We start from the raw sequence: 25,786 nt of genomic DNA, 5'->3' as shown, positions 1-25,786 counted from the left end.
ATCAATATGGCAACAGTTATCAGTCAGCAAAGCGTTGAGAAGTTAGTTGGCATTGCCGAGCAGTTTGTACTTCAAGGTAAGGTTAAGAGTGTCACAGCATTTGGCAGTGGGAATATTAATGACACTTTTTTAGTGACTCTCGATGGCGCAACCCCAGAACATTTTGTTTTACAACGCATCAACACTCAAGTATTTCGCCAGCCGCAACTGATTATGCAGAATATGCGGATTTTTAGCGATCATGTTTATCAGCGTTTGCAATTTACACCCCTCAACCGTCGCTGGGAAGTACCACGGGTGTTGTCAACTCAGGATGCTCAAGATTATTACATTAATGCTGAGGGTGATTTTTGGCGAGCCATTAGCTTTATTCAAGACTCACAGTCTTTTGATACGATGCCTAATATCGAATATGCCCAGGAAATTGGCTATGGCTTGGGGATGTTTCATAATTTGATCAGTGATTTACCACCAGAAAAATTAGCCGATACACTTGCAGGTTTCCACATTACACCGCTTTACCTTGGTCATTATCAAGAAGTTTTAGCCAAAACTAGTCCCAAATCATCACCAGAGGTTAATTACTGTTTGCAGTTTGTGAGCGATCGCACCAGTTTTGCCAATATCCTAGAAAATGCTAAAGCTCAAGGTCAACTACCATTACGCTTGATGCACGGCGACCCTAAAATTAATAATGTCTTATTTGATACTTTTACACAAAAAGCTGTCAGTGTAATTGACCTAGATACAGTTAAGCCAGGATTAATACATTACGATATTGGTGACTGTTTGCGCTCTGGTTGCAATCCGGCTGGCGAAGAAACCGAAGATTGGGATAATGTGTATTTTGATACTGATTTATGTGCGGGAATTTTACAAGGTTATCTGGCGGTAGCTAAGGCATTTTTGACAGAAAATGATTATGCCTATATGTATGATGGCATTCGGTTGATTGCCTTTGAATTAGGATTGCGGTTTTTTACCGATTACTTAGCTGGAAATGTTTATTTTAAAGTCAAGCATCCAGAACATAATTTAGCAAGGGCGATCGTGCAGTTTAAGCTAACCGAAAGTATCGAATCCCAAGAAACCCAAATTCGCCAGATTATTCAGGATGTCAACAACCCCACCCACAAGGGGATGGGGCTTGTGATTCAAGTTCCCATTTCTGGGCAGACCACAATAGGCTGATTGACCGCAGCCCTGAGTTTGAGAAAATCCTCACGAATATTCACCGCAGCATTGTAATCCCCATGGCACTCGTACCCACACTTCTTACACCGAAATTCAGCCTGAGACGGGCGATTCCCTCGCTCAATGTGTCCACACTGGCTGCATTTCTGAGAGGTGTAGCGCGGGTCAACAAAACCCACATTCACGCCTCTAGCTTCGGCTTTGTAGGTGACAAATGCCTGGAATTGGTGAAAGCTCCATCCATGCAGTCTGCGGCGTTGAGCCTTCCTCATCTTGGCTCTACCGCGAATGTTTGTGAGGTCTTCAAAAACCAATGTTGCACCAGACTGAACAGACCGAGCCAAACGCTTACTCAGCAAATGGTCACAGTCTTTTCTGAAACGTCTCTGTCTGCCCGACAACTTTTTCAGATGTCGCTTGGCAGATTTCGTGCCTTTAGATTGCAGTTTACGGCGCAACTCAAACGTTCTATCTTCTACTCCTTTCCAATGGTCGGAGCCGTACTTACTCCCTCTGCTATCAACCGCAGGAGAAGCGATACCCAAATCCACACCGACAACCTCATCTGTTGTAATGGTTTCAGGGGTTTTAATCTCCATGACAACGTGCAGCCACCATCGCCCTTTGCGGTCTTGCAACAAGTCTGCACTGGTGTTTTTCCAGTTCAGGTATTGCCGATAGTATTCAGCTATTTCAAAGGGCAGTTTTACCCGTCTGTTGATGCTGAGTATCGTCAACTCTTTGCGGTCGAACCAGACTGTGTAAGACCTGGCATCGTACCGAATGGGGCAACGTTTCGAGGTTGGACAGCTAACTGTTTTGCCCTTCTTCTTCAGGCTCTTAGCCGATTTCAAAGCCTCGGTTGCTTTGACCCTAGCGGCACAGACCAACTGAGAAGGCAAGCCAGTAATGGCGCGATGGTCGTAGTAGGTTGCTTTGTGCAGTTCTACGCCATTTGCCAAGTCGTTTTCCCATCCATGCTGACACACCGCATTGAACGACCAGGTGTATTGCTCAATCGTTTGAGACAGCACCGAATCAGTTTCGATGTCGGGTTGAAGTTGGATGCGAATCGTTCTTTGCATACACACATTGTATCTTCATCTAGGCGTGAGGTTATCTGTGAGTTGCAAAGATTGTGTGTCGATTTCGGGGGCATTGAACCCCGCTCAATCGACGCTCCTATCCCTCCGCGCCCACAAGGGGATGCGGTTTCCCGGAGATTCCGATGAAATGAACGCGCAAAAATTTAATTTGCAACCTTTTAAATCTGACAATTTGCTACCAGATGTCCAAATCATTGGTAATATTGCCCGCAATGATCATCAACTCATGATTAGCTACAGCTTAATCGGGAATTTAACAGATATCATGATTGCGCCACCGTCAGATACGCCCACCCGCAAAGATGGACTCTGGGAAGATACCTGTTTTGAGTTTTTTGTAGGAATCAAAGACTCAGAATGCTATTGGGAATTTAACCTTTCCCCGGCTAAACACTGGAATGTGTATCGTTTTACAGGTTATCGCCAAGGAATGGAGGTGGAAACGGCTTGGACAACTCTACCATTCAATATTGACCGTCAAGCTGAGATTTTTACCCTGAATTTAGATGTAGACTTGGTTAAGATTGTGGCATCCAACCAAGACATTGACGTAGCAATCACAACTGTGGTTAAACAAAAAAATCATCAGGTGTCCTATTGGGCGTTAGCGCATAAAGGTGCTGAAGCTGATTTTCACTTACGGGATAGTTTTTTAATTCGCCTGTGAATCATACAGAACTGACGCATAAAGATTGTCTTTGGAGATTGGGTGTAGGGGCTTCGCCGTGAGCGTCAGCCGAACGGTGAAAGGGTTTTAGATATAGCAGGTGACAGGTAATAGGTGACAGTAACAGTGTCAGGACTTACGCACCAAGATTGTCTATGAAGATTGGGTGTAAGGGTGTGTGGCGTAAGGGTTTTAGATACATATACCCCTACACCCTTGATTTTTGTAAGTCCTAAAAAGGTAATGAGGGGTCTGACCCATCAGGGGGTTCACCCAGCAGGCATAATGCCACTTGCAAAAATACAATCTTAGTAATCGATTACTTTGTTCAGGGTTTTATAGGCTATATATTAAAGCGATCGCTACCACGGAACTGCGATCGCTTTTTATTTATGAGTTTAGGTGTGTAGGGGCGTGAGGGTGTAAGGGTTTAGGAGTATAAAAAGAAAAACAGAACTAGAAATTTTCTATCACCTGTAACCTATAACCTATCACCTATAGCCTTTAAAACCTATATGTTTTTATATCTTTCTAAGTTGCTACCACTGTTCTTTTATCCCTTGGGATTGGCGAGTATTAGTTTGGTAGTAGCTTTGATTACCATCAGGAAACAACCGCGCATAGCGACAGGTGCGATCGCCTTGGGGTTAGTTTTATTGCTATTTTGTAGTAATGCTTGGGTGGCTAAGGCACTGGTGCGATCGCTAGAATGGCAAAATCTACCGTCTCAGCAAATGCCAAATGCAGAAGCAATCGTTGTTTTGGGTGGTGCGACTAAATCAGCTTCTTTCCCAAGACCAGCAGTTGATTTAAGTGAATCAGGCGATCGGGTAATTTATGCAGCACAGTTATATCGGCAAAAAAAAGCGCCTTTGATTATTCTCAGTGGTGGTCGGATTGATTGGCGTGGTAGCGGTCAACCAGAATCAACAGATATGGCAAGTATTTTGACATCTCTTGGCATTCCAACACAAGCAATCATTGAGGAACCAAATTCTCTTAACACTTATCAAAATGCTGTAAATGTCAAACAAATTTTACAATCTCGGAGTATCAAACAAATATTATTAGTCACTTCAGCTATGCACATGCCGCGATCGCTTAAAATTTTCCAACGTCAAGGTATTGACGCTATCCCCGCACCAACTGACTTTCTGGTAACTCAAGGCGAACTGCAAGAACTGGTTAACACACCTAAAGCCGCCTTGCTAAATTTACTACCCGACACCGATAACTTACATCAATTTACCAGTGCTTTGAAAGAATATATTGGTAGTTTTATCTATCGCTTACGTGGTTGGCTGTAGCTATGACTTACGCAACTGGAATATTTTTTCTGTAGGGTGTGTGACGCAACGAGAAGATTTGAACGTAGTCATCAGATTTATAGCGTCACGCACCAACCACCAATTGTGACACTTACGTAAGTCCTGTTAGCATCTATAGGAATCCGGTTTGATTTCTGAATTTATTTGTGTAAGTAGGGAATAGGGAATGGGGAGTCGGGAGTAGGAAAGAAGTCTGATCTGAGTGTACTGATTTTTTTCCCAAATCAAATATGAGTCCTATAGCAGAATACAGAAGTCAGAATTTAGAATTTAGTCTCTAACATAGATTTGCGGCTTAAATGATGTAATACTCTGACTTGAAATATCCTGTAAATAAGTCGTTAATAGTAATCTTACTGATTCATCAAGCTTTTAATCTAAAATCTAAAATTGGTATGAGTCACCCAACATTGTTAGATCCAAATCGCTCTTATACATTTAGCAATTATTTTGAATTAGGGTTTGCAGTTGATGATTTAGTCACAGAATTTGGTTATACTTTTGAGCGGAAATTTCTTAATTTACCGCAGTATTCTGGGACATTAGATAGAGTCGCAGAACTAAAGCAGCGTCTTGAAGAAATTCTACCATATATAGATTTAGAAAATGAAGCTACACGCCGAGAAATCCTGATTGCACCAGTTGTAATTGAGTTAATTCACTATTCCCATGCTAAATTAAAAATTGAGTACAATATTAAAGTTAATAATCAACTGCAAGGTAACTTAGATTATTATCTACGAAACCAATCTAATGTCATTGTAATTGAAGCTAAACAAGCAGATATAAATAAAGGCTTTACCCAATTAGCCACTGAAATGATTGCCCTTGACCGATGGCTAGATTCCAATCAAACAGAAATATTAGGAGCGGTAACGACAGGTAATATTTGGCAATTTGGCATTCTATATCGAAAGCCACAAATTATCGAACAAGCAATCAATCTTTACCGAGTTACTGAAGAATTAGAAGTAATAATTAGAATTATCCTGGCTGCACTGTTCAAAGAAAATTAGTTTTTCTCAAAATATCACCTAATCATCTCAGAACTTCTAAACTTATCATACAAACCATGCCTCAAGAATTACCTCATATTATTCCTGCTCCGCAACCGGGAGTTGCAGAAAATTTTAGTACTTACCAAACCACCCATGAATTTTATTACGAAGTTCAGCAACGCTTAGAGTTTCAGCGTTATTGTGAATGGTATAACGCTACGGCAGAAAATCACCGTCAAGAACTCAAAAAAATGCGCGGCGAACTCAACATTTTTCGGTGGTTCCTTCGCCGCTTTTGAGTAATTTAGATGATTTCTAACTCATTTTCGCGCAAGTGGGCTTTAAACTTTTTATTAAACTGAACTAATATTGGCAAGTTAGCACTAACAGGTCTACCTTGCCATTGAGTCACAATATCTACAACATCGCCTTCTGAGCCTTCAAGGTCAAAAGCTTGAGAGCGATGTTCAGGGTGATGGTAAACTACCACTGATTTTACAACACGGACGCGATCGCCAACTTTCATAAGAGAATTTACACCTAGCTTTTGCGGTTCCACAAGCATCTCCACAGCCATCCCTCATCGAACTTGCTGAGTGAAAAACCAACTGTCTAAAACAGTTATTTTTCATCTCTCATCGAGACAAACACATCAAATACAGCGTTTGCAACTTTGATACAAACAAAGCCTGACAGTGCAGGCTTGGCTCATAGTTAACCAGCGACAAATGTCTCACTGCTTTTTTCCTCATTGCACTTGTCCACGCTTACGGGTGTCTCAAAAGCACTTTTTTGAGGATTTTTCAGCTAACAGGCTATAAAAGTCCTGTTTTACCTTTTCTGTGCGCTTTAACAACAGTTCCAATTCTACATCAAATGGCTATTTCGTTCCTATATGCTGTGTTTGGCAGTTATAGGATTTAGGCACAAAGGCGAGTTGTTGACATTGATACCTAGGGACAAATTGACTGCATTGGTTGGGGTAATTTTTGACAAGCTTGCTGGAATGTCAGAGGACTGAGTAACCACCAAGCTAATAATCCTAGAGTTGTACCGCCAACTACCAGCAAGGCGAATAATATTCCCTTTGCTACAGGAGACTTTTTCCGCCGACGAGGTTTCTTGACTGGTGTGGGAATTGGTTCAGGTATTGGTTCTGCTGTCAAGTCTAAGTCTAATAAGGCTTGGGAACTTTCTGTCAAAGTTGGTTCGGGTTCGTCTAGTTCGGGAATTTCTGTTTCAACAATCTCTACTTCCACTTGTGGCGATGATGAAGTGACTGGTACTAAGTATTCTTTAGCAAGTCGACAAAGGGTGAGAACCACTGATGTATTATCATGACCATTTTTTTGATTGGCAAGATGAATTAAATTTTCTACAGCTTCTGTCAGGGAAAGTTCACCAGATAACACAGGTATGGCAAAATCTTGCCAAGCGTGTTCCACCCAATCGTTATCACTTAAACCATCAGAACACAGTAGTAATAAACCTTCTTCATCGATGATGAATCTTTGAATTGTTACTCGCAAAAAGTCTGCTTCTTTTGTACCCAATGCTTGAGTCAAAGCGGTTGCATCTAATCTCTGGAGTGCTTGTCGATACAAACTCTTCCCGTAGCGGACTTCTCGCCAAGCCACATCATCATCGACTGTGAGTAATTGACAGTAATTACGAGTTATCCAGTAAGCGCGACTATCACCAATGTTGGCTAAATAAAGTTCATGGGCATTGTCCGATCGCCATCCTGAAATTGTTACTATTGGTTGGGGTAATTGCAGTGCCATCACCAAGGTTGTTGCCATACGTTCTCTACCTTGGCGTTTTTGTTCATCGTTCCGAGAACAAATTAAATTATTCACTACCCGCAAGCTGGCTTCTAGCTGTTCTTGCAATAGTTTGGGTGCTACAGGTTCAATTTGTTCGCTGACTTCTGTTAATAAAGCACGGATTTGCAATTTTAAAGATTGTACCGCCATTTGGCTGGCTACTTCACCACCTTGATGCCCACCAATCCCATCACAAACCATTGATAAGCGCGGGATGAGGGGGTCATAGGGTTCATTGGTGTTGGGGTAGCAAGTGTCTTCGTTTTGGGTGGGTTCTGTGCCGATATCGGTTGTGCCGGCTACTTGCAGGCTGAGTGGTAGTTCGCCGGCGGCTGAAAGTAAGAGCGTATTCAGTTGACTGGTGATATTTTCTAGATTGACTGTGCGATCGCACATCTGCTCAACTATATTTTGTAATGATTCCGCTACTTGTGGCTGTGCCAATGCTATCCAAGGTTGCCAAGATTGAGCTAAATCACGTAAGCTGGGTTTTTCGCTTTGGGCTGGATAAAGTTCTACAAGACGCACACACCAGCCTTGAACACGCAAGTTATGAGGAATGAGTAAACTTTGCTCAACCCCTTGTTCTGCTAAAGGTTGCCAAAGTTGGAGAATTTGCCATAACCAATAAACTTGTCTGACGGCGGTGGCTTGTTCCCAACCATCAGTGATGCTGGGGTATAAGTTACCTGTTGCATCTATAGGCGCATTTTCTAACAACAGAATATCTTCTGGATCTTCCTCAGCCGGAACAAAGCCATAAACTTGGGGCAGATGTAAATGCTGTTGATACAGTTTTAAATAAGGAATAATTGCTGGAGGTAAATCTTGTAATGTTTCTGGTGGTAGTCCTGGTTGCGTATCTAGCCAGATTTGCGGTTGAATAACCTCATATCGTTCTGCAACTTGCGTTTCTGGGGAGATGTTAGCGGCAAAATTACCAGTCGCCCAGAGGTAACGGTGAACTAAAGGAGTTTGACAATTACTACAAATGCGTTCTCCAAGTGGGTTAATTGGGCGATCGCATGTTGGATTTAGACAATAAATTACTCGTTGAGTAGAAATTATCATAAATGATATCTTGCACCATTCTCAATAACCGTAGGCTGGATAATGCCACAACGTAAAAATTAGGATATGAGCAAATTCATCACATTGCCCACCCCTCCTTATACCATCTCCGTAGCCGTAGGGTGAGCCATACCATAACGTAGAAATGAGGATATAAGCAAATGCCCACCCTAGGTTATACCATGCTCAACAACCTTAAGGTGGGCAATATCTGAAACTTGAATAGGACTTACACATAAAACCGAAAAATCAAGGGTTTTGGCGAGGGTATAGGGGTGTATTTATCTAAAACCTATACGCCAAACACCCTTACACCCAATCTTCATAGACAATCTTGGTGCGTAAGTCCTGTTGAATAAAGGATATAGGATGTCAAGGTTTTGCATAAGAACATCCTTCGGCCGATGCTCACAGCAAAGCCCTTACATCCCTCTTGAACAATCATCTTATTGGATAAAACCAGACTTAAGTGTTGATCTTTGGCTGAGTCAGCACTCCTGTATTCCGGGTTTCTCCATTATTTAAGCGATTAATTGTTAACAGTGGTACTTCTTGTCGGCACGACAGGCAAAACCAATATAGTTCAGCATGACGGACATGACGCAGTAGGGAACCACCGCAACAGGGGCAAGTGTTGGCTCGCATACTCATTCCAATGTCCTCCTTAAAAAATAAGATTGATGATTAAATGCAGGTAAAAAGGTTGTAAATTATTACCGCCCTTGAGCGGTATGGATTTAACCGTTGAGGTTGATGCGATTTTTTATAATTTTTTTGTAGGCTGTTTCGTAGCCATCAACCATTTTAGTAAGACTCAATTTTTTGGTATCAACGGATAATCTGCAAGCAAAATTCCGTGATCAACTGTGACAAGCTAATTTAAATTAATTTGCCATTGAGCGTTACTCATACTGACGTAAGCTTACTTATAGTGGTGACTGTAGACGTTAAGTCATCCTTTGTAAAATTGCCGTGCTGAGGATGCACACTGGGCGTTGTAACCAAACTCGCTAAGGGTAATGCCCCAATTCCTACATGAGAATGAATGATGTCGAATTCCGCAGCTTGGCGCTGTTCTAACATTTCATACACTGCATACTCTTGGACATTAATGTCTAAACGTAAAGCCTGTGGATGAATTGCTCCTAAACAAGCCAGAGTTTGTGAATCACCAGAAGCAAACAAAGTTACTTTATGGCCACGATGCACTAATTCATCGGTCAAGCGACTCACTACCAGTTCAATTCCTCCATAATTTGGAGGTGGAACTCGTTCCCTAAAGGGGCTACCTGAGCGATTGTCATAAATTGTTTTGGTTTAGGCTGTCAGAAAGTCTTGCTATAAAGATTATTAAAATCTTTTCTTGCAGACAAAGCATTTTTACTGACTCTTTTAAGATTTCAATTAACTTAACTGACCTTTAAGAGTGCAACATTAGTTAACAGTAACGTCTCTGTCGTCCGCTAAATTTAAGACTATTTACAGGTTGTAGTCACTTAGTGTCTACACCTTTAAAATATAGCTCACCTTCCTTGATTTTCATCTACCTTGAGAATCAGAATTAGTCTGAATATTTTGTAGCGGAACTTACAAAAAACTATATTTTGTAGCCATAAATACTAAAAATCCCGGACGGGATCAATTTTCTCAGAGTCACAATCTGTTTAAAAATCGGCAGTTGCGAGGATCATTAACATAAAGATTAAATAATACTAAAATTTTGTTAACTAGGAATCTTAGGCATTAATTTCGATAAATAGCTAAATGAAAATTGTAACTTGGAATGTTAATTCAATTCGCACTCGTCTAGAACAGGTGATCTATTGGTTAAGTGAGAATCCTGTGGATGTGCTTTGTTTGCAAGAGACAAAAGTCATAGATGCCGATTTTCCGCGATCGCCTTTTGTAGAATTAGGCTACCATCTCCAAATCTCAGGACAAAAAGCTTATAACGGTGTCGCCCTCATTTCCCGTCAACCACTACAAGATGTGTCAGCAGGATTCACAGCTATTTTGCCTCACCTAGAACCAGAATGGGATGAGCAGAAACGCGTAATTACAGGTGTGATTGATGATATTCGGATTGTAAATTTATATGTACCCAATGGTTCTGCCATTGGTAGCGAGAAATATGAATATAAGTTACGCTGGTTGACTGTGTTAAGGGAGTATTTACAATTTTTGCTGAAGTCACAATCAGCCATTTGCATTTGTGGTGACTTTAATATTGCGCTGGAATCGATAGATATTCACGACAAGGTAAATGCAGATAACCATATTATGTCCTCACCAGCCGAACGCCAAGCCTTGAGAGATATTCTGGAATTAGGCTTTGCTGATGCTTTTCGTAAGTTTACTACTGAAGGCGGACATTATAGCTGGTGGGATTATCGCACAGCCGCCTTTCGCCGCAACTTGGGTTGGCGTATTGATCATCACTATCTCACACCAGTTTTATATGAGCGTGCCAAAAGTTGCATTATTGATGTGAACCCCAGAAAATTAACCCAACCCAGCGACCATACACCAGTGGTTGTGGAACTTGAATAGACCGAAAAGTTGTGAGGTTAACTTGCTCTCAAAGATATAAATTGCGAAGGAAGTGAAGAGTAGGAAATAGGAATATTAGGAATATTCTGTTTGAGCGCAACTTAGTATGAAATTTGTCTCAAGGTAACGTGGGCGAAAGTCAAACATGTGAATAGTGGGAATTTATTGGCAACTATTAGTTGATTGCGAGTAATATTGAAAACATAATAATTACTGAGCAAAACTAAAAGTCATGTTAGAGGAAAGTGATGTAAGTGACTTTTGGCGATCGCATAACTTTCGCCTCGAACCTTGGGGAAATGACTATGAACCGCCAATTCAAATCAGCGAAGAACTTGCGCCATCAGAAAGTGATGTTGATCCTACAGTAGAGACTTCTAAGGATTGGGAGAATTTTGAACCTGAACAGGTGCGATCGCTACCTTATAAACTTATATTTATCGACGGGCGGCGACGGCTAGATGCTGCAATTGTTGGTAGCAATGGCAACACAATAATCTATGGTGTATTTGGCACAATCGCTGTAGGTGCTGTGGTAGTAGATAGAACTATCCCCAAAGCGAGTTATCTAGAAAAGCAAATTGATATTCAGCGAGTTGTGGGTTTTAGTGGCGAACAAGAAGCTGTATCAACAACCATTCCTTGCCCTTTGGGAAGCAAAGCAAAATCATTATCATACGAACCATTTAACAGTAAATTTGACAATACCCCAGCAGCAAGGGGAGTAATTGTCCAAACAGCTATGTTGAAAGCTGAAGAAGAGTTAGTAGGCAAACTAGATATAAAAGATGCGGATACTTTGGTGATTCGGGATGGCTCATTGCGAAATGAATCGCCTGTTTTTACTTTGGGCTATATCAAGACCATGCACAGACAATACTTACCTGAAAAATATGCTGCTCTACTATGGAAATTATCGCCAGGACAACGCACACCTATTTTTAAAATTAAATTGCAAAATAGATCACAGTATTCATGGTATTTAAAATCTGGTGATTTTCAACATTTACCACAACAACTTGGTTATCACGATTTATATGGTATTGTGCGGCTGGAATTATCTAGCGAAGTACCTTTAGAAAAAGCTAAAGAAATAGCAAATCAAACTTGCCATTTAATCCCTTATTATGCTTCCCATCCATCAAGAGATCCCCGCGCACCACAAAACCTTGCACCTGTTGGCGCTTTGGAACGGGAATTAGGCAGACGTATGGGTGACGCAACATTAATTAAGCGGCGATTACAAAACTTTTTAGCATCTTTTGGAAAAAATCAATGACATCTTCTGAAGCAATTGGTTATGTGCTTGGTACTCAAGAAGCTACTCCTTTGGAATTTTGGATAGCAGTAGACACAGAGAAAGTTTTACGCCTAGATGATGTTGTAGCAGTGGAAACTAAACGCCCTGATGGTGAGGGAATTGTTCATTTTTATGGCGTGGTTGATTATGTTCGCACTCAATACGAAGGAGCGCAGTTTGATACTGATACTTTATTAGTAGCAAAAAAGGGAACTTTACCTGTCAATATTTCATATACTGCTCACGTTCAAGTTACCAGAATTGAACCCGAAGAATATTTACCGCCTCAACCAGGCGATAAGGTTTACCTAGCCGTAGATAAGCAACTGGCATCGGCATTATATTTTGACAGCATGGATACCCCGATTCCGGCTGGTATTATGAATAATGGTAATGCAGCTTATTTTAACTATTCATTTATTAATGGAGAGAAAGGCGCTCATGTAAATATCTCCGGTGTTTCTGGAGTCGCAACTAAAACTTCTTATGCTTTATTTTTGTTATATTCTATTTTTAATTCTCCTGTTTTAGGGTCTTATAAAGCTAATACAAAAGCACTCATTTTTAATGTTAAAGGCGAAGATTTATTCTTTTTAGATAAACTTAATCAAACTTATGGAAATTCTGTTAATGGCAAAAACCAAAGTAAATATGAAATTTTAAAATTGCCAGTACAGCCTTTTAAAAGTACAAGTTTTCGTGCTGCTCCTAAAAAAGATTCTCGGACGGTTGACTCTGATTTAGAACAACGTTCTGAAGGGATATCAGTCTATTTGTGGAGTATTCGGGAACTGTGCCGCGATCGCCTATTTCGTTTTTTGTTCACAGGCGAAGATTTAGACAGGGGGAATTTATCTTATTTAGTAACAACTGTAGAAGAACGATTAGCACGACTAGCAGAAGAAAATGACGAGATTGATAGAAAGCGGCGGCGTAAACTCCAAGCCCATTTAGAAGTAGAAGCGTTTGGAGAAGAAGGTAAAACAGAAATAAAAAGTTTTAGAGATTTAATCGACTTCTTAGAAGATAAACTGCTCAATGATGAAGATAGAGAAGAAAATAGGCGTTGGTTAGGGCGAAATGTACCTGCTACCGCAGAAGCAATGATTCGGCGTTTATACGGTATTAGTAGTGAAGTTAGCCATTTAATTCGAGGTGATTTATCACCAGATGAACTTGCTAACTATCAACTCAATCCACTAGCTTCAGATACGCAACTAACTGTAACTGATATCCACAAACTTACCGCCCGCGCCCAAAAATTTGTTGTGGGTGTTTTACTACAAAAACTATTTTTTCAAAAAGAAAAACAGGGAAGAGAGCCTGTTGTTTTTATCGTCCTAGATGAGTTAAACAAATATGCCCCCCGCGATGGACGTAGCCCAATTAAAGATTTGTTGGTAGACATTGCAGAACGAGGACGCTCTTTGGGAATCATATTAATTGGCGCACAGCAAACAGCTTCAGAAGTTGAACGGCGTGTTGTTGGGCAAGCAGCTATCCGTGTTGTAGGTAGGTTAGATTCCGCAGAAGCAGAACGCCCTGAATACAACTTTCTCACTGGTTCTTGTCGCAAACGAGCCTTATTTCTTAAATCTGGCACGATGTTTGTGCATCAACCAGAAGTTCCTGCGCCCATTTTGGTGAATTTCCCCTTCCCTGCCTATGCGACACGCAAAGAGGAAGTGTTTTTGAGCCAAGCAGAAATCGCCAGTATTGAAGCTGATTTTGATCGTTTTTAGGAGGAATCTTGCGTTTAATTCATACATCTGACTGGCATTTAGGGCGACATCTTAAAGGCAAGGATCGTACCCCAGAAATTGAATTTGCTCTCCAGCAACTTTTACGACAAGCCAAAGAATTAGAAGTTGATGCGGTATTAATCGCAGGTGATATTTTTGAAACTTCCAACCCTCCAGCCGAGGCGGAGAGAGTTGCATATCAGTTTTTTGAAGGATTGCGAACTGCCAAAATTCCCGCAATAGCGATCGCTGGTAATCATGATTCCGCCTCCCGTTTTGATGGCATAGCTAATCTTGTATCTTTAGCTGGCGTGCATATTCTAGGTAAACCTCGTAATGTAAAGCAGGGAGGTTTGATTAGCTTGGAAACCCCTAATGGTAGACTGCGCGTTGCAGCTATGCCTTTTGCTTCGGAAAGACGGCTGTTAACAGTTGAGAATCTGTGGACAATGAACGAGTTGGAACAAATAGGAAACTACAAAGAAAGGCTAAGTAAATGCCTCAACAATTTAGCGGGCGGTTTTCAAGATGACAGCGTTAATATCTTCATGGCTCATCTCACTATTGATGGTGCGAGATTAGCCAATTCCGAAGCCCGTCATCACACCAAAGAAACCTACGCCTTGGCTGGGCAAAGCCTACCTGCTGAAGCTCAATACATTGCTCTCGGACACATCCATAAACCCCAACAAATTCCTGTTGCCGCTCCTACATACTATTCTGGTTCTTTAATTCAAGTAGACTTTGGTGAAGTTGGGGAAGATAAGGGATTTTATCTGATTGATGTTGAACCAGGTTCTCCCGCGAAACCTCAATTTATATCTATTCCTTGTCAAAAACCTTTGCAGATAGTCGAATGTGAACTGAGCGATTACGAAGAAAAACTAGAACCTCTGCGTGATTATTCTGGTTATCTCAAGGTGATTATTAAGCTACAAACACCTCAAATGGGATTAGCTGACAAAATTCGCAAAATTTGTGGTGACAAAGTGCTGCAAATTGAGCCAAGTTATCCAGAAGTTAAGCCAAATCAGGAAAAATCTGTAAGCAGAGAAGATTTTGATCCAGTAGAAGAATTTAAACGCTATTTTCAAGATGTATTAAAGACAACACCAAATTCTGCTGTTGTGGCGAAGTTTGAGCAACTATACAAAGAAATTAAGGAAAACCAAGATGCGACCACTTGAACTGACAGTAGAAGGTTTTACCAGTTTTCGCAATCAGACCACGATTCCCTTCGAGAAATTAGATTTATTTGCTATTACTGGCCCAACTGGTGCAGGTAAATCTTCCTTGCTAGATGCCATGACTTTAGCACTTTATGGAAAGGTGGCAAGATTTGGTGGTAAAACTCAACCCAAAGAATTATTGAGTCAGGGTAGTTTAAGATTACAAGTATCATTACGTTTTTTAGTAGATGATATTGAATATCAAGTTTTTCGCTCCTGGCTATATCGTGCTAAAACATCGCAAACTAACTTCAAATTAGAAAAGCGAATTAAAGGTGATTGGCAACCTTTGGGAGAACAAAGGGAGACAGAAATTAATACGGCAATTGAGAATATTTTGAGGATGAATTTTGATACTTTTACCAAAGTTATCTTTTTACCTCAAGGACAATTCGATAAATTCCTTAAAAGTGAAGCTACGGAACGCCGAGAAATTTTACGAAAACTGACTGGCTACCAAATTTTAGAAGATATGCGTCAACAGGCGGAGAAGGAAGCCAATCTTCTTGAAGGGGAGTGCAAGGCAATCGAAGAACGATTGAAAACTTTAAATTTAACATCGGATGTTGAACTAAATTCTTGGCGCAACCGTTATCATATTTTAGAACAAGAACTACCTCAATTAAATACAGCCATTGCCAATGCAAAAACAGTTTTAGAAGCAGAAAAAAGATTATTGCAGTGTCTTCAAATTTTAGCAGAGCGACAACAGCAACTTGAGGCATTAAACAAACAGGCTACAAAAATAAGTGATTTAAAACGGCAATTAGAGCAAGCGCGAGTTTGCGATCGCTTATCAGCTATTTACACATCAGTCAATTCTGCACGTACTCGTTATCATAGCACCCAAACTGCCGCCAAGAATGCTGCCAAAGCTTTGATTGATAAAGAATCAGCTTTGAAAATTCAGCAGGATAATTTAAGTCAAGTACAAGCCTATCAGGCTGAGATAACACCACAGTTAAAACAGCGAGAAGCTGCGCTTAATGCCGGCAAAGTTTATGAAGAACAACGTTGTAAATTGAGCGAGGAACTCAAACGGTTCAAAAAAATTTTAGCAGACAAATCTAATTTGGTAACTGAAGCTAGTAAAGCTGTAGCGAAGGCTGAAGCTGAATTAACTGAGAAAAAACAGATATTGGCTAAAGCAAATAATGAACTTACTCAATATTCACTTGGTGGTACAAGACTAGAACAGCTTAAACAAGCCTCGCCATTATTAATTAAATGGGAAGGTCTTCAAAAGCAAGTTGACAGCGATCGCTTAAAATTACAACAAATTGCTCAACAATTAACAACGGCTGATGATAACTATCAGTCTACTATTTTAAGTCTGCAAAAATACCTAGAAGAATGTGAGCAAATTCGGGTTAAATTAGATACTGTAAGGCAAAAAAATCATGCTTCTGCTTTACGTGCCATGCTCCATACTGGTGATGATTGTCCAGTTTGTGGCGGAGTATATTCAGAAGACCACTTGTTACCACAACTAGAAGCTTCACAGGATATCCAAGCATTAGAGAGACGCGTTCGCATGGCTGAACAAAACCGTCAAAAAGCTGCTGATGATAAAACTAAAGCTGCAACCACAATAGAAGAACTGAAAAAACAAGAAACTGAATACCGCCAAATATTAGCCGATAAAGAAGCAGATTTACAGGCAGAAAACCAACAAATTACTGCTATCTTAAAAATAGATAAATGGGATATTAAGGCACTTCAGCATGAATACAAAGAATTACAAGAAAGTAATACTAAATATCAAGAATATTTAAGTAAAAAAGACAAAGCAGATGTTGAATTTAAAGCCAGTGAACAAAATTTAAACTTTGCAAAAAATAAGTTATCAGATACCCAAGCCCAGCATCAAGACGCACTCAGTGAAGTAGAACACCAACAAACACAACTTCAGGAAACTGTAGAGAAATTATCACAACTTACTGATGGCGATACTTACGATAATTTATCCCGAAAACTAGAACAAGCTAAACACGATTTAGACGAGCGTCTTCAGCAAGCCGATAAGTTTTTTAGAACTGCCAATGATGAATTTATCCAGGCTCAACAAAATGATTTAAAAGCACGAGAAGACTTTGATTTAGCTTCCACTGAAAAATTAAGCATAGAAACTGAATGGCAAACTCGCTTGTCATTAGAAAATTTGACAGAAGCAGGTTTTGAGGCGAGTAAAGCATCACCGGAACAACAAAATATGTGGCAGGGACAAATTACAAAATATGACAATGAAAAACTTAAGTTAGAAACTCTGATTATCCAGGAAACTAATGAAATCGGCGATCAGATCACAAATCCAGAAATAATTGCCCAGCATGAGCAATCTGTTGTGAATACCGAAGAAAAGCGTAAGCAAACACAAGATGAATATAATAATTTAAAACTTTGGATTACTAAAGCTGAAGAACAACAAGCAGAATCAGCAACATTACAACTTCGATTATCTGCGAAACAGGAAGATTTAGAAACGTATCGTATCTTATCCAAAGAGTTAAAATCGGATCGCTTTCAAGAGTATATTCTCCAGAATTTTCAGCAGGAGTTAGTAGAACAAGCAACAGTATTTTTAAAGGAACTGACAGAACATCGCTACGCCTTGAAATATGCTGATAAAAAATACTCTGTAGAAGATAATTGGAGCGGTGGCGAACCAAGACGAATACAAACATTATCCGGTGGGGAAACTTTTGCGACTTCTTTATCTTTGGCTTTAGCACTCTCAGAAAGGCTGTCAAGAGGAGCTAAGTTAGGCAGTTTGTTTATAGATGAGGGCTTTGGAACATTAGATGCAGAAACTCTCCAAAGCGTCTCAAGTATTCTACAGTCATTGGGTGAACAAGATAAATTAGTAGGTGTGATTACTCATGTTTCTGCGCTAGGAGAACAGTTAGGAACACAAATCAAAGTAGAAAAATCTCCTGAAGGCTCTCGAATTATGATAAATTGAACCTCAAATTTTAATTGACCTTAGCATCTTTCACAGTCAATCTGTACTATACAGTTTCGCCCTTGGGCTTTTGCCTGATACAGTCCTTGATCAGCAGCAGCAATTAAGGTTGCAGGGGACGATTGATGATTGGGAATGATGGTTGCGACACCGAGACTAAGGGTAATGAATTGATTGACTTCAGACTTGGGATGTGGCAATTGCAATGCACGGATATGAGTTTGAATTTCTGTGGCAACTGCGATCGCACCTTCAGCATTGGTATAAGGTAAAATAATGGCAAATTCTTCGCCGCCATAGCGAGCTACTAAATCCGCAGGGCGTTTAATGATCTGAGAAATTGCTTGGGCAACATTTCTTAAAGCATCGTCTCCCGCCAGATGTCCATGAGTATCGTTGTAGAGTTTAAAACAATCGACATCACATAAAATTAAAGATAAGTAAGCTTGTTCCCTGGCTAATCTTTGCCATTCGTTGTTAAGTGTGTCATCAAAGCAGCGCCGATTCGCTACTTGAGTCAGACCATCAGAAGCCGCAAGACGCTGTAATTCTTGGTTTGCTTTTTGTAATTTATGGTAGAGTTCCGATTGGTGAATGGCGATCGCAGCTTGTTCGGCTAACTGGTTAAATAAATTAATCTCCGATTGCCGCCATTGTCTAGTACTACTACATTGATGAGCAATTAATAATCCCCATAAACGCTCTTGTTGCAGAATCGGTACAACCAAGTTTGCCCGAATTTGTAACTTCCGCAACAGTTGAATGTGACAAGGTGATAGTCCTTCATTTTCTATATTTTCAATTGCTCTGGTATTGCCTTGCTGGTAATAATCGGCGCGGGTGGAAAGAAAACAAGTATCCATCACATTCCATCCCAACAAAGACATACAACCTGGTGCTAAAGACTCGACAGCGACTAACCCACTCCAGTCTGGTTCAAAGCGATAAATTACCACTCGGTCTACAGCAAACAATTGTCGCACTTCATCGGCTGTGGTTTGCAAAATTTCGTTTAACTCTAAAGATTTGCGGATACGCTGGGTGACAGCAGCAACAATGCGTTCAGACTCACTTTGGTGTTTTACCTGCTGCTTGATTGGTTGATCATCCACCGATGCTAAACTTAAGGCGATCGCATCAAAGTGCGGAGTTATCGTCACAGGTTCAGGATGAGGTTTAGCAATTAAATAGCCTTGAGCAAAAGTCGCGCCTCTTTCTCTTAACCAATTTAATTCTTCAATACACTCAATTCCTTCGGCAACGGTATAGATATTTAACTTTTGGGCAATTTCCAAAATTTTCTCGGTAATTGAAGCTTTATACAAATCTTGATGCACATCTCGAATTAACTCCATATCTAACTTGATAAAGTCTGGGCGTAGCTGATGCAACAAGTTCAAACCAGAATAACCAGAGCCAAGATCATCCAAGGCAACTGAAAACCCTGAATCTCGGTAAAATTGCAATACGGCTTTGAGGTGAGCTAAATCTTGAGGATTATCTGACTCGACAACTTCAAAAACAACCCGTTCATGGGAAATACCTGCTTGATCAATTGCGGCGACTGTACTACGGAGACAAGAAACGGGGTCATACAATGCTGTGGGTGAAAAATTGATAAAAATTTTCCCGTTGACTTGATGACGGCTAAATTCCGTGATGCTTTTGAGGCGAGCCAGTCGGTCTAATTGGGGTATCAGTCCAGCTTCTGTTGCTAATTCTAATATTGGTTCTATTGACAATAAATTACCTTGTTCATCTAAGCCACGTAACAGCGACTCATATCCATAAACTTGGGACGTATTCTGAATTGAAACAATTGGTTGAAAGTAACTCGTGAATTGTTCTTTGGCCAGCATATCTACTAGCCAGTCAGATTGATTAAACTTAATGAAGCGTTGTAATGAAACAATATCACTAAAGTCTTGCAGTTGCGGTTGAATAGCACCGCGAATAAACAAAACTTGCGTCTCTTGCAACTCTCTTGGCGCTAAAAGTTTAGCTAGTTTTCGAGCAATTTCCTGGGCTTGTCCGGGTTTACAGTCTACACTTAACCCCGGACGCTCTTGCATGAGTTCATACTTTAGCTCAGACTGCTGCAAGTAATTTGTGACTTTTGTTAAGGTATGGGAAACAGGAAACCAGAGAAAAATTCTGCCTGCTTCCTGGCTTTGGCAACGTGCAAGATGACAACAAGCACAAGTTTTGGAAGTAGGACATTTCTGGCTCATAGAAAACACAATTTTTAATGATCTGACTTCTTTTAGTTTGCCCCCAAATGTAGATTTTAAAGATAAATTGCTCTTGAAGTAAATGAAGATTTGGTAATATTTACTCCTGTCTTCTGCCTCCTGCCTCCTGCCTTCTGGTATATGTCTAAATTATGCTTGATCATCTCTATGAGATGAACAATTTAATGGCAAAGTTACTGTAAATGTGCTACCAACACCAGCTTGACTGTGAATGCTAATTTCTCCTTGATGTGCTTCTACACACTTTTTCACAATGACTAATCCTAAGCCTGTACCTGGAATGGATTTGACATTAGAAGCTCGATAAAATGATTCAAATATTCTGGCTTGATCAGCTTCGGGGATGCCAATTCCTTGGTCTTGAATGCAAAAGATAGCTACTTGATGAATTAAGTCGCAAGTTAACTTAAATAAGATGTTTTCACCTGGGGGAGAATATTTAATAGCGTTACTGAGTAAATTTGTAAATATGTAACGTAATAATTGTTCATCCATCAAGGCATCGGTGCGATCGCTCTGGCAGTTATAAATAATTTCTGCGCCCGTAGGATGAATCATCGTAAATTCAGCTAACAATTCTCGACAAAATTCATCGAGATTTAGATGATGAGGATGACACTCCAATTTACCTGCATCTGCTTTCCCCATAAACAGCACATCTTCCATGAGTTGTTTCATGGATTGCACTGCATTACTAATTCGGTTTAAATAAGTATTTCTTTTTTCTACCGTTAAATTTTCCCCTTGCAGTTCAATCAATTCTACTGAAGATTGAATCACACTTAACGGATTCCGAAATTCATGAGAAACCGTAGAAATAAATAAGGATTTTAGTTGGTTAACTTCTTGCTCTTTTAGCAATGCTTGTTCGAGTAATTGTGTTTGTCGCCGTTCGCTGAGATCCCAAAATACCACTACGACACCATTGATTTGCCCAGGATGTCGCATAATCGGAGAAGCACTATCTCCAATAGGCACTCTAGAGCCATCTTTTGTAATTAATGATGTAAAGTCATTTAAATAGACAACCTTTTGTTCCCTTAAAACTCTAGTCACAGGGTTTTCTACAGAAGTTTCGGTGACTTCATCAACTAGCTGCAAAATTTTAGATATGTCTTTACCCAAAGCATCTGTTTGTTTCCAACCTGTTAGCGACTCTGCTGCTGGGTTAATAAATGTCACAATTCCTTGTTCATTTGTGGCAATGACAGCATCACTCATAGAGTTTAAAAGAGTAGCTAATCTATCTCGATTTTCTCTTAAGTCCTGTTCTAATTGATGTTTTAATAAACCAATTTCAATGGCTATCCGCAAATCTTTGGGTGTAAAAGGTTTAATGATATAGCCAAATGGTTGAGTAGTTTTAGCTCGCTGTACTGTCTGATTATCACCATAAGCCGTGAGAAATATTACCGGAATATCTAACTGCTCTCGAATGTGAGATGCGGCGGTAATTCCATCCATCTCACCTTTTAAGATGACATCCATTAACACTAATTCTGGTTTACCTTCTAAGGCTTTAGCAATAGCAACTTGTCCTGAAGAAGCTGTACCGATGACTGTATATCCTAGTTGATTTAGTTGGTTAGCAATGGTTCTAGCAACTATGACTTCATCTTCAACAACTAAAATTTTCACTGGCTCCATTAGAAATATATGAATCTGGTTTGATGTTTGATATTATCTGTGCAGGCTGGAAGTAAGAGAGTAGGAAAGAGAATTTTTTTATGATTCCTATATTACTCCAAAGTGAACTGGGGAAATTGGATAGTAAACACTGTACCGTGATTACGTTCTAAAGTAATGCTGCCTTCTAGCTGTTCTGTAACTAAGTCAGATACTAAAGATAGACCTAAAGAATTGCTATTTCTCCAATCTAAATCATTGGGTATCCCAACACCATTATCTTGAATAGACATTTTGATATGATGATGATTTTTTTCTAGGGTAATAGTGATAATACCTTTCTGATCCTTGGGGAAGGCATGTTTGAGGGAGTTAGAGATTAATTCGTTAAGGATTAAACCACAAGCGATCGCTTGATCAATATTGAGACTAATGGGGGAAATATCAGTTTTTAATTCTATTCTCTCTAGCCCATTTTGGTAAGATATTAAAATGCTAGTTGCTAAACTTTGGATATAATCAACTACATCTAATTGTCCGATGTTGGGGGAAGTGTATAGGTTTTTATGAATTAAGGAAATGGAATCAATGCGATTTTGACTATCTTGAAAAACTCTAATTACTTCTGGATCGATGAGAGTCTGAGATTGGAGTTCTAATAAACTCGAAACGATTTGCAAATTATTTTTGACACGATGATGTACTTCTTTTAAGAGAATTTCTTTTTCAGCTAAAGCACTCCGCAATTCGCTTTCGGCTTTTTGCCGTTCTGCTAATTCTGTTTGAGCTTGCTGAAATATACTAGATTGTTGAATAGCGATCGCAATTGTCACTGAAAGTTGATCCAGCAAGTCTAGTTGATTGTCTTCCCATTGTCTTGTACGAGAACACTGATGTGCAACCAGCAAGCCCCAAAGTCGAGAGCTAGTATTGTTGCCACCGACTTCTACTAAAATTGGTACAACTAAGTTAGCCTTGACTTCAAATTGCTCTAACAGTCGAATATGACAATCTGTCAGTCCGGCTGTGTAAATATTGGCGATCGCTCGTTTCCGCCCATAATAATAATCTACGCCTGCCCCACTTTGAAAACAAGTATCTTCAATTTGGACACCTAAAGATTCTCTCCACCCCGCCTCCACTGACTCGGCAACGACTTTACCACTCTTATCAGGCGCAAATTGATAAACAATCACCCGCTCTACTTGCAGTAAATGTCGTACTTCTTGCACTGTAGCATTGAGGATATCTTGTAAATTCAAAGATTGGTGAATTCTTTGGACTACAGTTCGCATTAATTGTTCTCGTGCTAACTGAGTTTTTAAAGCCTGTTCTGTTTGCTTATAATTGGTGATATCTTGACAGATAGCAATCATTTGACAATTAGTCCAAGATGTTTTTAAAAGGCGACCATCTTGCACAGGAGTTGGAAAATCTGCTGCTAGGAGATGATGCTTTATTTTTTTCTCCCGGCTAACATCTTGAATATAAACTAAATGAGCATTTTTCTTTTGATATTCTATGGAGTATGTAAAGATTTCAACATCAATATATTTGCCATCACAACAACGATGTTGACATTGAAAATTAAAACTTAGCTGATTGTGATGATTCCTAATAATATCTAATAAAATCGGTTGATATTCTGCATGATACAAGTCAGTAACTTGCATTTGCAGAAATTGTTTTTTTGAATAACCATACTTACTAATCGCCGCCCCATTTACATTTAGAAATTGCCAGCTTTGGCTATCGTATATCCAAATGGGAGAAGGATTGTTAGTAAATATGAAATCATCATCCATAATTATAAAGTGATATTTAAAGCATCGGTTATTCCAACTATATGAATCATATTGAGTTTTGAGAAAAACTTTGGTCTTTGTTGGCTGGACATTTACCACTATATTTTATGTCAAGTGATATCATTAGGACTTACGTAGTAAGACGAAAAATCAAGGGTGTAGGGGTATAGGGGTGTATGTATCTAAAACTCTTACACCCCATACCCTTTCACCCCTAAACCCAATCTCCACAGACAATCTTGGTGCGTAAGTCCTAATCATATCCGACTACACACTTGTTATGGTTAGGACTTACGCAAAAAAACGAAAAAATAAGGTTTTAGAACAGGGTGCAGGGGTGAAAGGGGTGAAAGGGGGAAGGAAGGTACGCTCTCCCCTGCACCTGAAGCTCCTCCGCCCCCCTGCTCACCTCAACAGATATTTGTTAACCGAACCGTATTGAGGGTATGAGGGTGTAAGTATTTAAAACCCTTACACCCAATTTGATCATCTTTGTGGGTAAGTCCTGATGACTTACCGCAGAGTGCAGTCGATCTCGTCGTTGCACTCGCGGCGGAAATATCGTCAGTCCTGTTGTTTTATCTTGGTCTTCCTAACGTAGTAATGTAGAGAACAGCTTCATCTGTAGGAATACCCAGAACTTCATTTACTTGGTCATCAAAAAAACCACCAATACCGCTCACGCCCAAATTGAGATGGACTGCGGCTAAATTTAAGCGTTGACCCAAATGCCCAGCATCCATGTGTAAATAACGATAAACGCGATCGCCATACTGAGCAATAGCGGCTTTCAGGTCTGCGGTATGAAAGACAACCGCCGCCGCATCTCTGCCTAAATCTTGACCCAAGCACAGATAATGTAATTCCCGCCGGAAGTTTTTAAACCGAATCTGGCGCAGTTCTTGGGCTTTGGGCGCGTAATAATAACAGCCAGATTCCAAGCCTTTGACTCCACTCACGGCAATAAATGTTTCAATTAAATTGAGGTCAAAGTAGTCGGGATTCCGGTCAAGATGTTGGTCGATGTAATTTTGGGGCTGGTAGGTAAAATCTAATAAAGCTTTGAGTTCATCAAAGGTTAAATCATCACCACTATAAGCACGAGTAGAACGACGCTTATGGATAGTCGCTTCTAAACTGGAGAGATTTATCCCCCAGTCAATTGGTGTGGTAGCGGTGGGAATTTTCAGACAGAAAGGGAAATTATATTTGTCTTCCAAAGACCTTTCTTGTTTCACTGCTGGTAAATTCAACTTACCAGTAATACCTGATTGAATTTGGGTGTGACGATGGAAATATTTCAGCAACTCACCATCAGGGATGGGGGGATATTTAGTTTCTGTGGCGGAAGGTAAAGCGGTGCATCCGGTAGACAAATTTTGCTGAATATCTAATAAGTCTGCCATCGCCAAAACTGCGATCGCACCTTCTTGCTGCGGATCAATATACAATAAATCATTAACCGCATCGTCAACAAAACCGCCAATCAAGTGGGGACGGTAATCAGTAATCGCACTTGCTAACTCAATATTCCCCAACAAATGCCCTGTATCCAGAAAAATTCGCCGATAAGCTCTGTCTTCATACCGCCAAGCCGAACGATAAAAAACCGCAGTCACCACAATTGCCAATTGCGTACCTTCTAACGCCGGATGCCAAAAACAAGCATCTTGCAAAGCTCGCCACACATCATTTTCCCAATACAACATCAATGAATGAGTGCGACACTGATAGTTATAAAGTCCGGCGGGGAGCATGGGTGTACCGCGAGAAACTACATACACCTCTGCGGGATATAACCCACCAGCACTAGGCGCAGAACGCAAATAAACTGCGCTACCCATAGAAGGCATTCTGGCAGTTAACCCGTAACTCCGAAACAGTAAACGAGACAGTCTTTGCCACCACCCTGCATCTGCTTGAGCAGCCAAGGGTTCTAACGATTCTTGCAGGTAAGGTTTCAGATCAAAAACCGAGCCAATTTTATACTCTTTAAAAGGTACTGGCTGTTTAGCCCAGTCTAGCCTCTGATTTTTCGCGGCTAGGGTTTGAGGGTCATATTTAGTACGTTCGTGGTAGTGCTGTGCAATAGATTGGTGGATTTCTGGCATAGTACTTTCAATACCCTAG

18 protein-coding genes and 1 pseudogene are annotated in these 25,786 nt (G+C 40.3%); 10 read left to right on the top strand and 9 right to left on the bottom strand.

The genetic code is table 11. The features are described from left to right. Positions 1-6 precede the first annotated feature (6 nt). A complete protein-coding gene (locus tag H6G79_RS11095; protein WP_190588697.1) occupies positions 7-1,191 on the top strand; it encodes a phosphotransferase enzyme family protein in 1,185 nt (394 codons plus the stop codon). Here H6G79_RS11095 and H6G79_RS11090 read toward each other — a convergent pair. Further along, complete coding sequence (locus H6G79_RS11090) at positions 1,155-2,279, bottom strand: RNA-guided endonuclease TnpB family protein (RefSeq protein ID WP_190674564.1); 1,125 nt, start codon at positions 2,277-2,279, stop codon at positions 1,155-1,157. The genes H6G79_RS11095 and H6G79_RS11090 overlap by 37 nt on opposite strands. A gap of 148 nt (positions 2,280-2,427) precedes the next feature. Between H6G79_RS11090 and H6G79_RS11085 the strand changes: the two genes are divergently transcribed. The 4 genes from H6G79_RS11085 to H6G79_RS11070 all read left to right on the top strand — a co-directional run bounded on the left by H6G79_RS11085 (position 2,428) and on the right by H6G79_RS11070 (position 5,592). Beyond that, positions 2,428-2,967, top strand: a complete 540-nt coding sequence (locus H6G79_RS11085; RefSeq protein ID WP_190588902.1) for a DOMON-like domain-containing protein — start codon at positions 2,428-2,430, stop codon at positions 2,965-2,967. 515 nt (positions 2,968-3,482) lie between these two features. After that, entirely contained in the window at positions 3,483-4,274 is a 792-nt protein-coding gene (locus H6G79_RS11080) for a YdcF family protein (RefSeq protein ID WP_190588695.1), read from the top strand. A 416-nt stretch (positions 4,275-4,690) separates the two neighbouring features. After that, a complete protein-coding gene (locus H6G79_RS11075; protein WP_190588694.1) occupies positions 4,691-5,311 on the top strand; it encodes a hypothetical protein in 621 nt (206 codons plus the stop codon). Between the two features lie 56 nt (positions 5,312-5,367). Further along, complete coding sequence (locus H6G79_RS11070) at positions 5,368-5,592, top strand: hypothetical protein (protein WP_190588693.1); 225 nt, start codon at positions 5,368-5,370, stop codon at positions 5,590-5,592. 5 nt (positions 5,593-5,597) lie between these two features. On the opposite strand, the gene H6G79_RS11065 is transcribed toward H6G79_RS11070, so the two are convergent. The 4 genes and pseudogenes from H6G79_RS11065 to H6G79_RS11050 form a co-directional block, all read right to left on the bottom strand. Further along, on the bottom strand, positions 5,598-5,870 hold the full coding sequence (locus H6G79_RS11065; protein ID WP_190588692.1) for a ferredoxin-thioredoxin reductase variable chain: 273 nt from the start codon (positions 5,868-5,870) through the stop codon (positions 5,598-5,600). Positions 5,871-6,246: 376 nt separating this feature from the next. Then, positions 6,247-8,187: a protein phosphatase 2C domain-containing protein gene (locus H6G79_RS11060; protein ID WP_190588900.1), complete on the bottom strand. Its 1,941-nt coding sequence runs from the start codon at positions 8,185-8,187 to the stop codon at positions 6,247-6,249. 468 nt (positions 8,188-8,655) lie between these two features. Then, positions 8,656-8,841, bottom strand: coding sequence for a hypothetical protein (locus tag H6G79_RS11055; RefSeq protein ID WP_190588691.1), 186 nt, complete (start codon positions 8,839-8,841; stop codon positions 8,656-8,658). A gap of 226 nt (positions 8,842-9,067) precedes the next feature. Then, positions 9,068-9,494, bottom strand: a pseudogene (locus H6G79_RS11050) (glycosyltransferase); the annotation flags it as partial. Positions 9,495-9,954: 460 nt separating this feature from the next. On the opposite strand from H6G79_RS11050, the gene xth reads away from it, so the two are divergent. The 5 genes from xth to H6G79_RS11025 all read left to right on the top strand — a co-directional run bounded on the left by xth (position 9,955) and on the right by H6G79_RS11025 (position 17,973). Further along, complete coding sequence (gene xth, locus H6G79_RS11045; RefSeq protein ID WP_190588690.1) at positions 9,955-10,740, top strand: exodeoxyribonuclease III; 786 nt, start codon at positions 9,955-9,957, stop codon at positions 10,738-10,740. 232 nt (positions 10,741-10,972) lie between these two features. Continuing rightward, on the top strand, positions 10,973-12,019 hold the full coding sequence (locus tag H6G79_RS11040) for a hypothetical protein (RefSeq protein WP_190588689.1): 1,047 nt from the start codon (positions 10,973-10,975) through the stop codon (positions 12,017-12,019). Next, complete coding sequence (locus H6G79_RS11035; RefSeq protein WP_190588688.1) at positions 12,016-13,782, top strand: ATP-binding protein; 1,767 nt, start codon at positions 12,016-12,018, stop codon at positions 13,780-13,782. The genes H6G79_RS11040 and H6G79_RS11035 overlap by 4 nt, the downstream gene beginning before the upstream one ends. A gap of 8 nt (positions 13,783-13,790) precedes the next feature. After that, positions 13,791-14,969, top strand: coding sequence for an exonuclease SbcCD subunit D (locus H6G79_RS11030; RefSeq protein ID WP_190588687.1), 1,179 nt, complete (start codon positions 13,791-13,793; stop codon positions 14,967-14,969). Next, positions 14,956-17,973, top strand: coding sequence for an AAA family ATPase (locus tag H6G79_RS11025; RefSeq protein ID WP_190588686.1), 3,018 nt, complete (start codon positions 14,956-14,958; stop codon positions 17,971-17,973). Before H6G79_RS11030 ends, H6G79_RS11025 begins: the two co-directional genes overlap by 14 nt. A gap of 20 nt (positions 17,974-17,993) precedes the next feature. Here H6G79_RS11025 and H6G79_RS11020 read toward each other — a convergent pair whose 3' ends face one another. The 4 genes from H6G79_RS11020 to H6G79_RS11005 all read right to left on the bottom strand — a co-directional run bounded on the left by H6G79_RS11020 (position 17,994) and on the right by H6G79_RS11005 (position 25,767). Continuing rightward, positions 17,994-20,204, bottom strand: a complete 2,211-nt coding sequence (locus tag H6G79_RS11020) for an EAL domain-containing protein (RefSeq protein WP_190588685.1) — start codon at positions 20,202-20,204, stop codon at positions 17,994-17,996. 150 nt (positions 20,205-20,354) lie between these two features. After that, on the bottom strand, positions 20,355-21,872 hold the full coding sequence (locus H6G79_RS11015; RefSeq protein WP_190588684.1) for an ATP-binding protein: 1,518 nt from the start codon (positions 21,870-21,872) through the stop codon (positions 20,355-20,357). A gap of 92 nt (positions 21,873-21,964) precedes the next feature. Then, positions 21,965-23,656, bottom strand: coding sequence for a histidine kinase dimerization/phosphoacceptor domain -containing protein (locus tag H6G79_RS11010; protein WP_190588683.1), 1,692 nt, complete (start codon positions 23,654-23,656; stop codon positions 21,965-21,967). 578 nt (positions 23,657-24,234) lie between these two features. Continuing rightward, the gene (locus H6G79_RS11005) at positions 24,235-25,767 is read right to left on the bottom strand and encodes a SagB/ThcOx family dehydrogenase (RefSeq protein ID WP_190588682.1); all 1,533 of its coding nucleotides are present in this window, start codon (positions 25,765-25,767) and stop codon (positions 24,235-24,237) included. Between the last annotated feature and the right edge of the window lie 19 nt (positions 25,768-25,786).

Origin of the sequence: Anabaena sp. FACHB-83 (assembly GCF_014697485.1) — a bacterium.
Classification (GTDB): domain Bacteria; phylum Cyanobacteriota; class Cyanobacteriia; order Cyanobacteriales; family Nostocaceae; genus Nostoc_B.
This window is presented reverse-complemented; position numbering and strand designations above follow the sequence as displayed.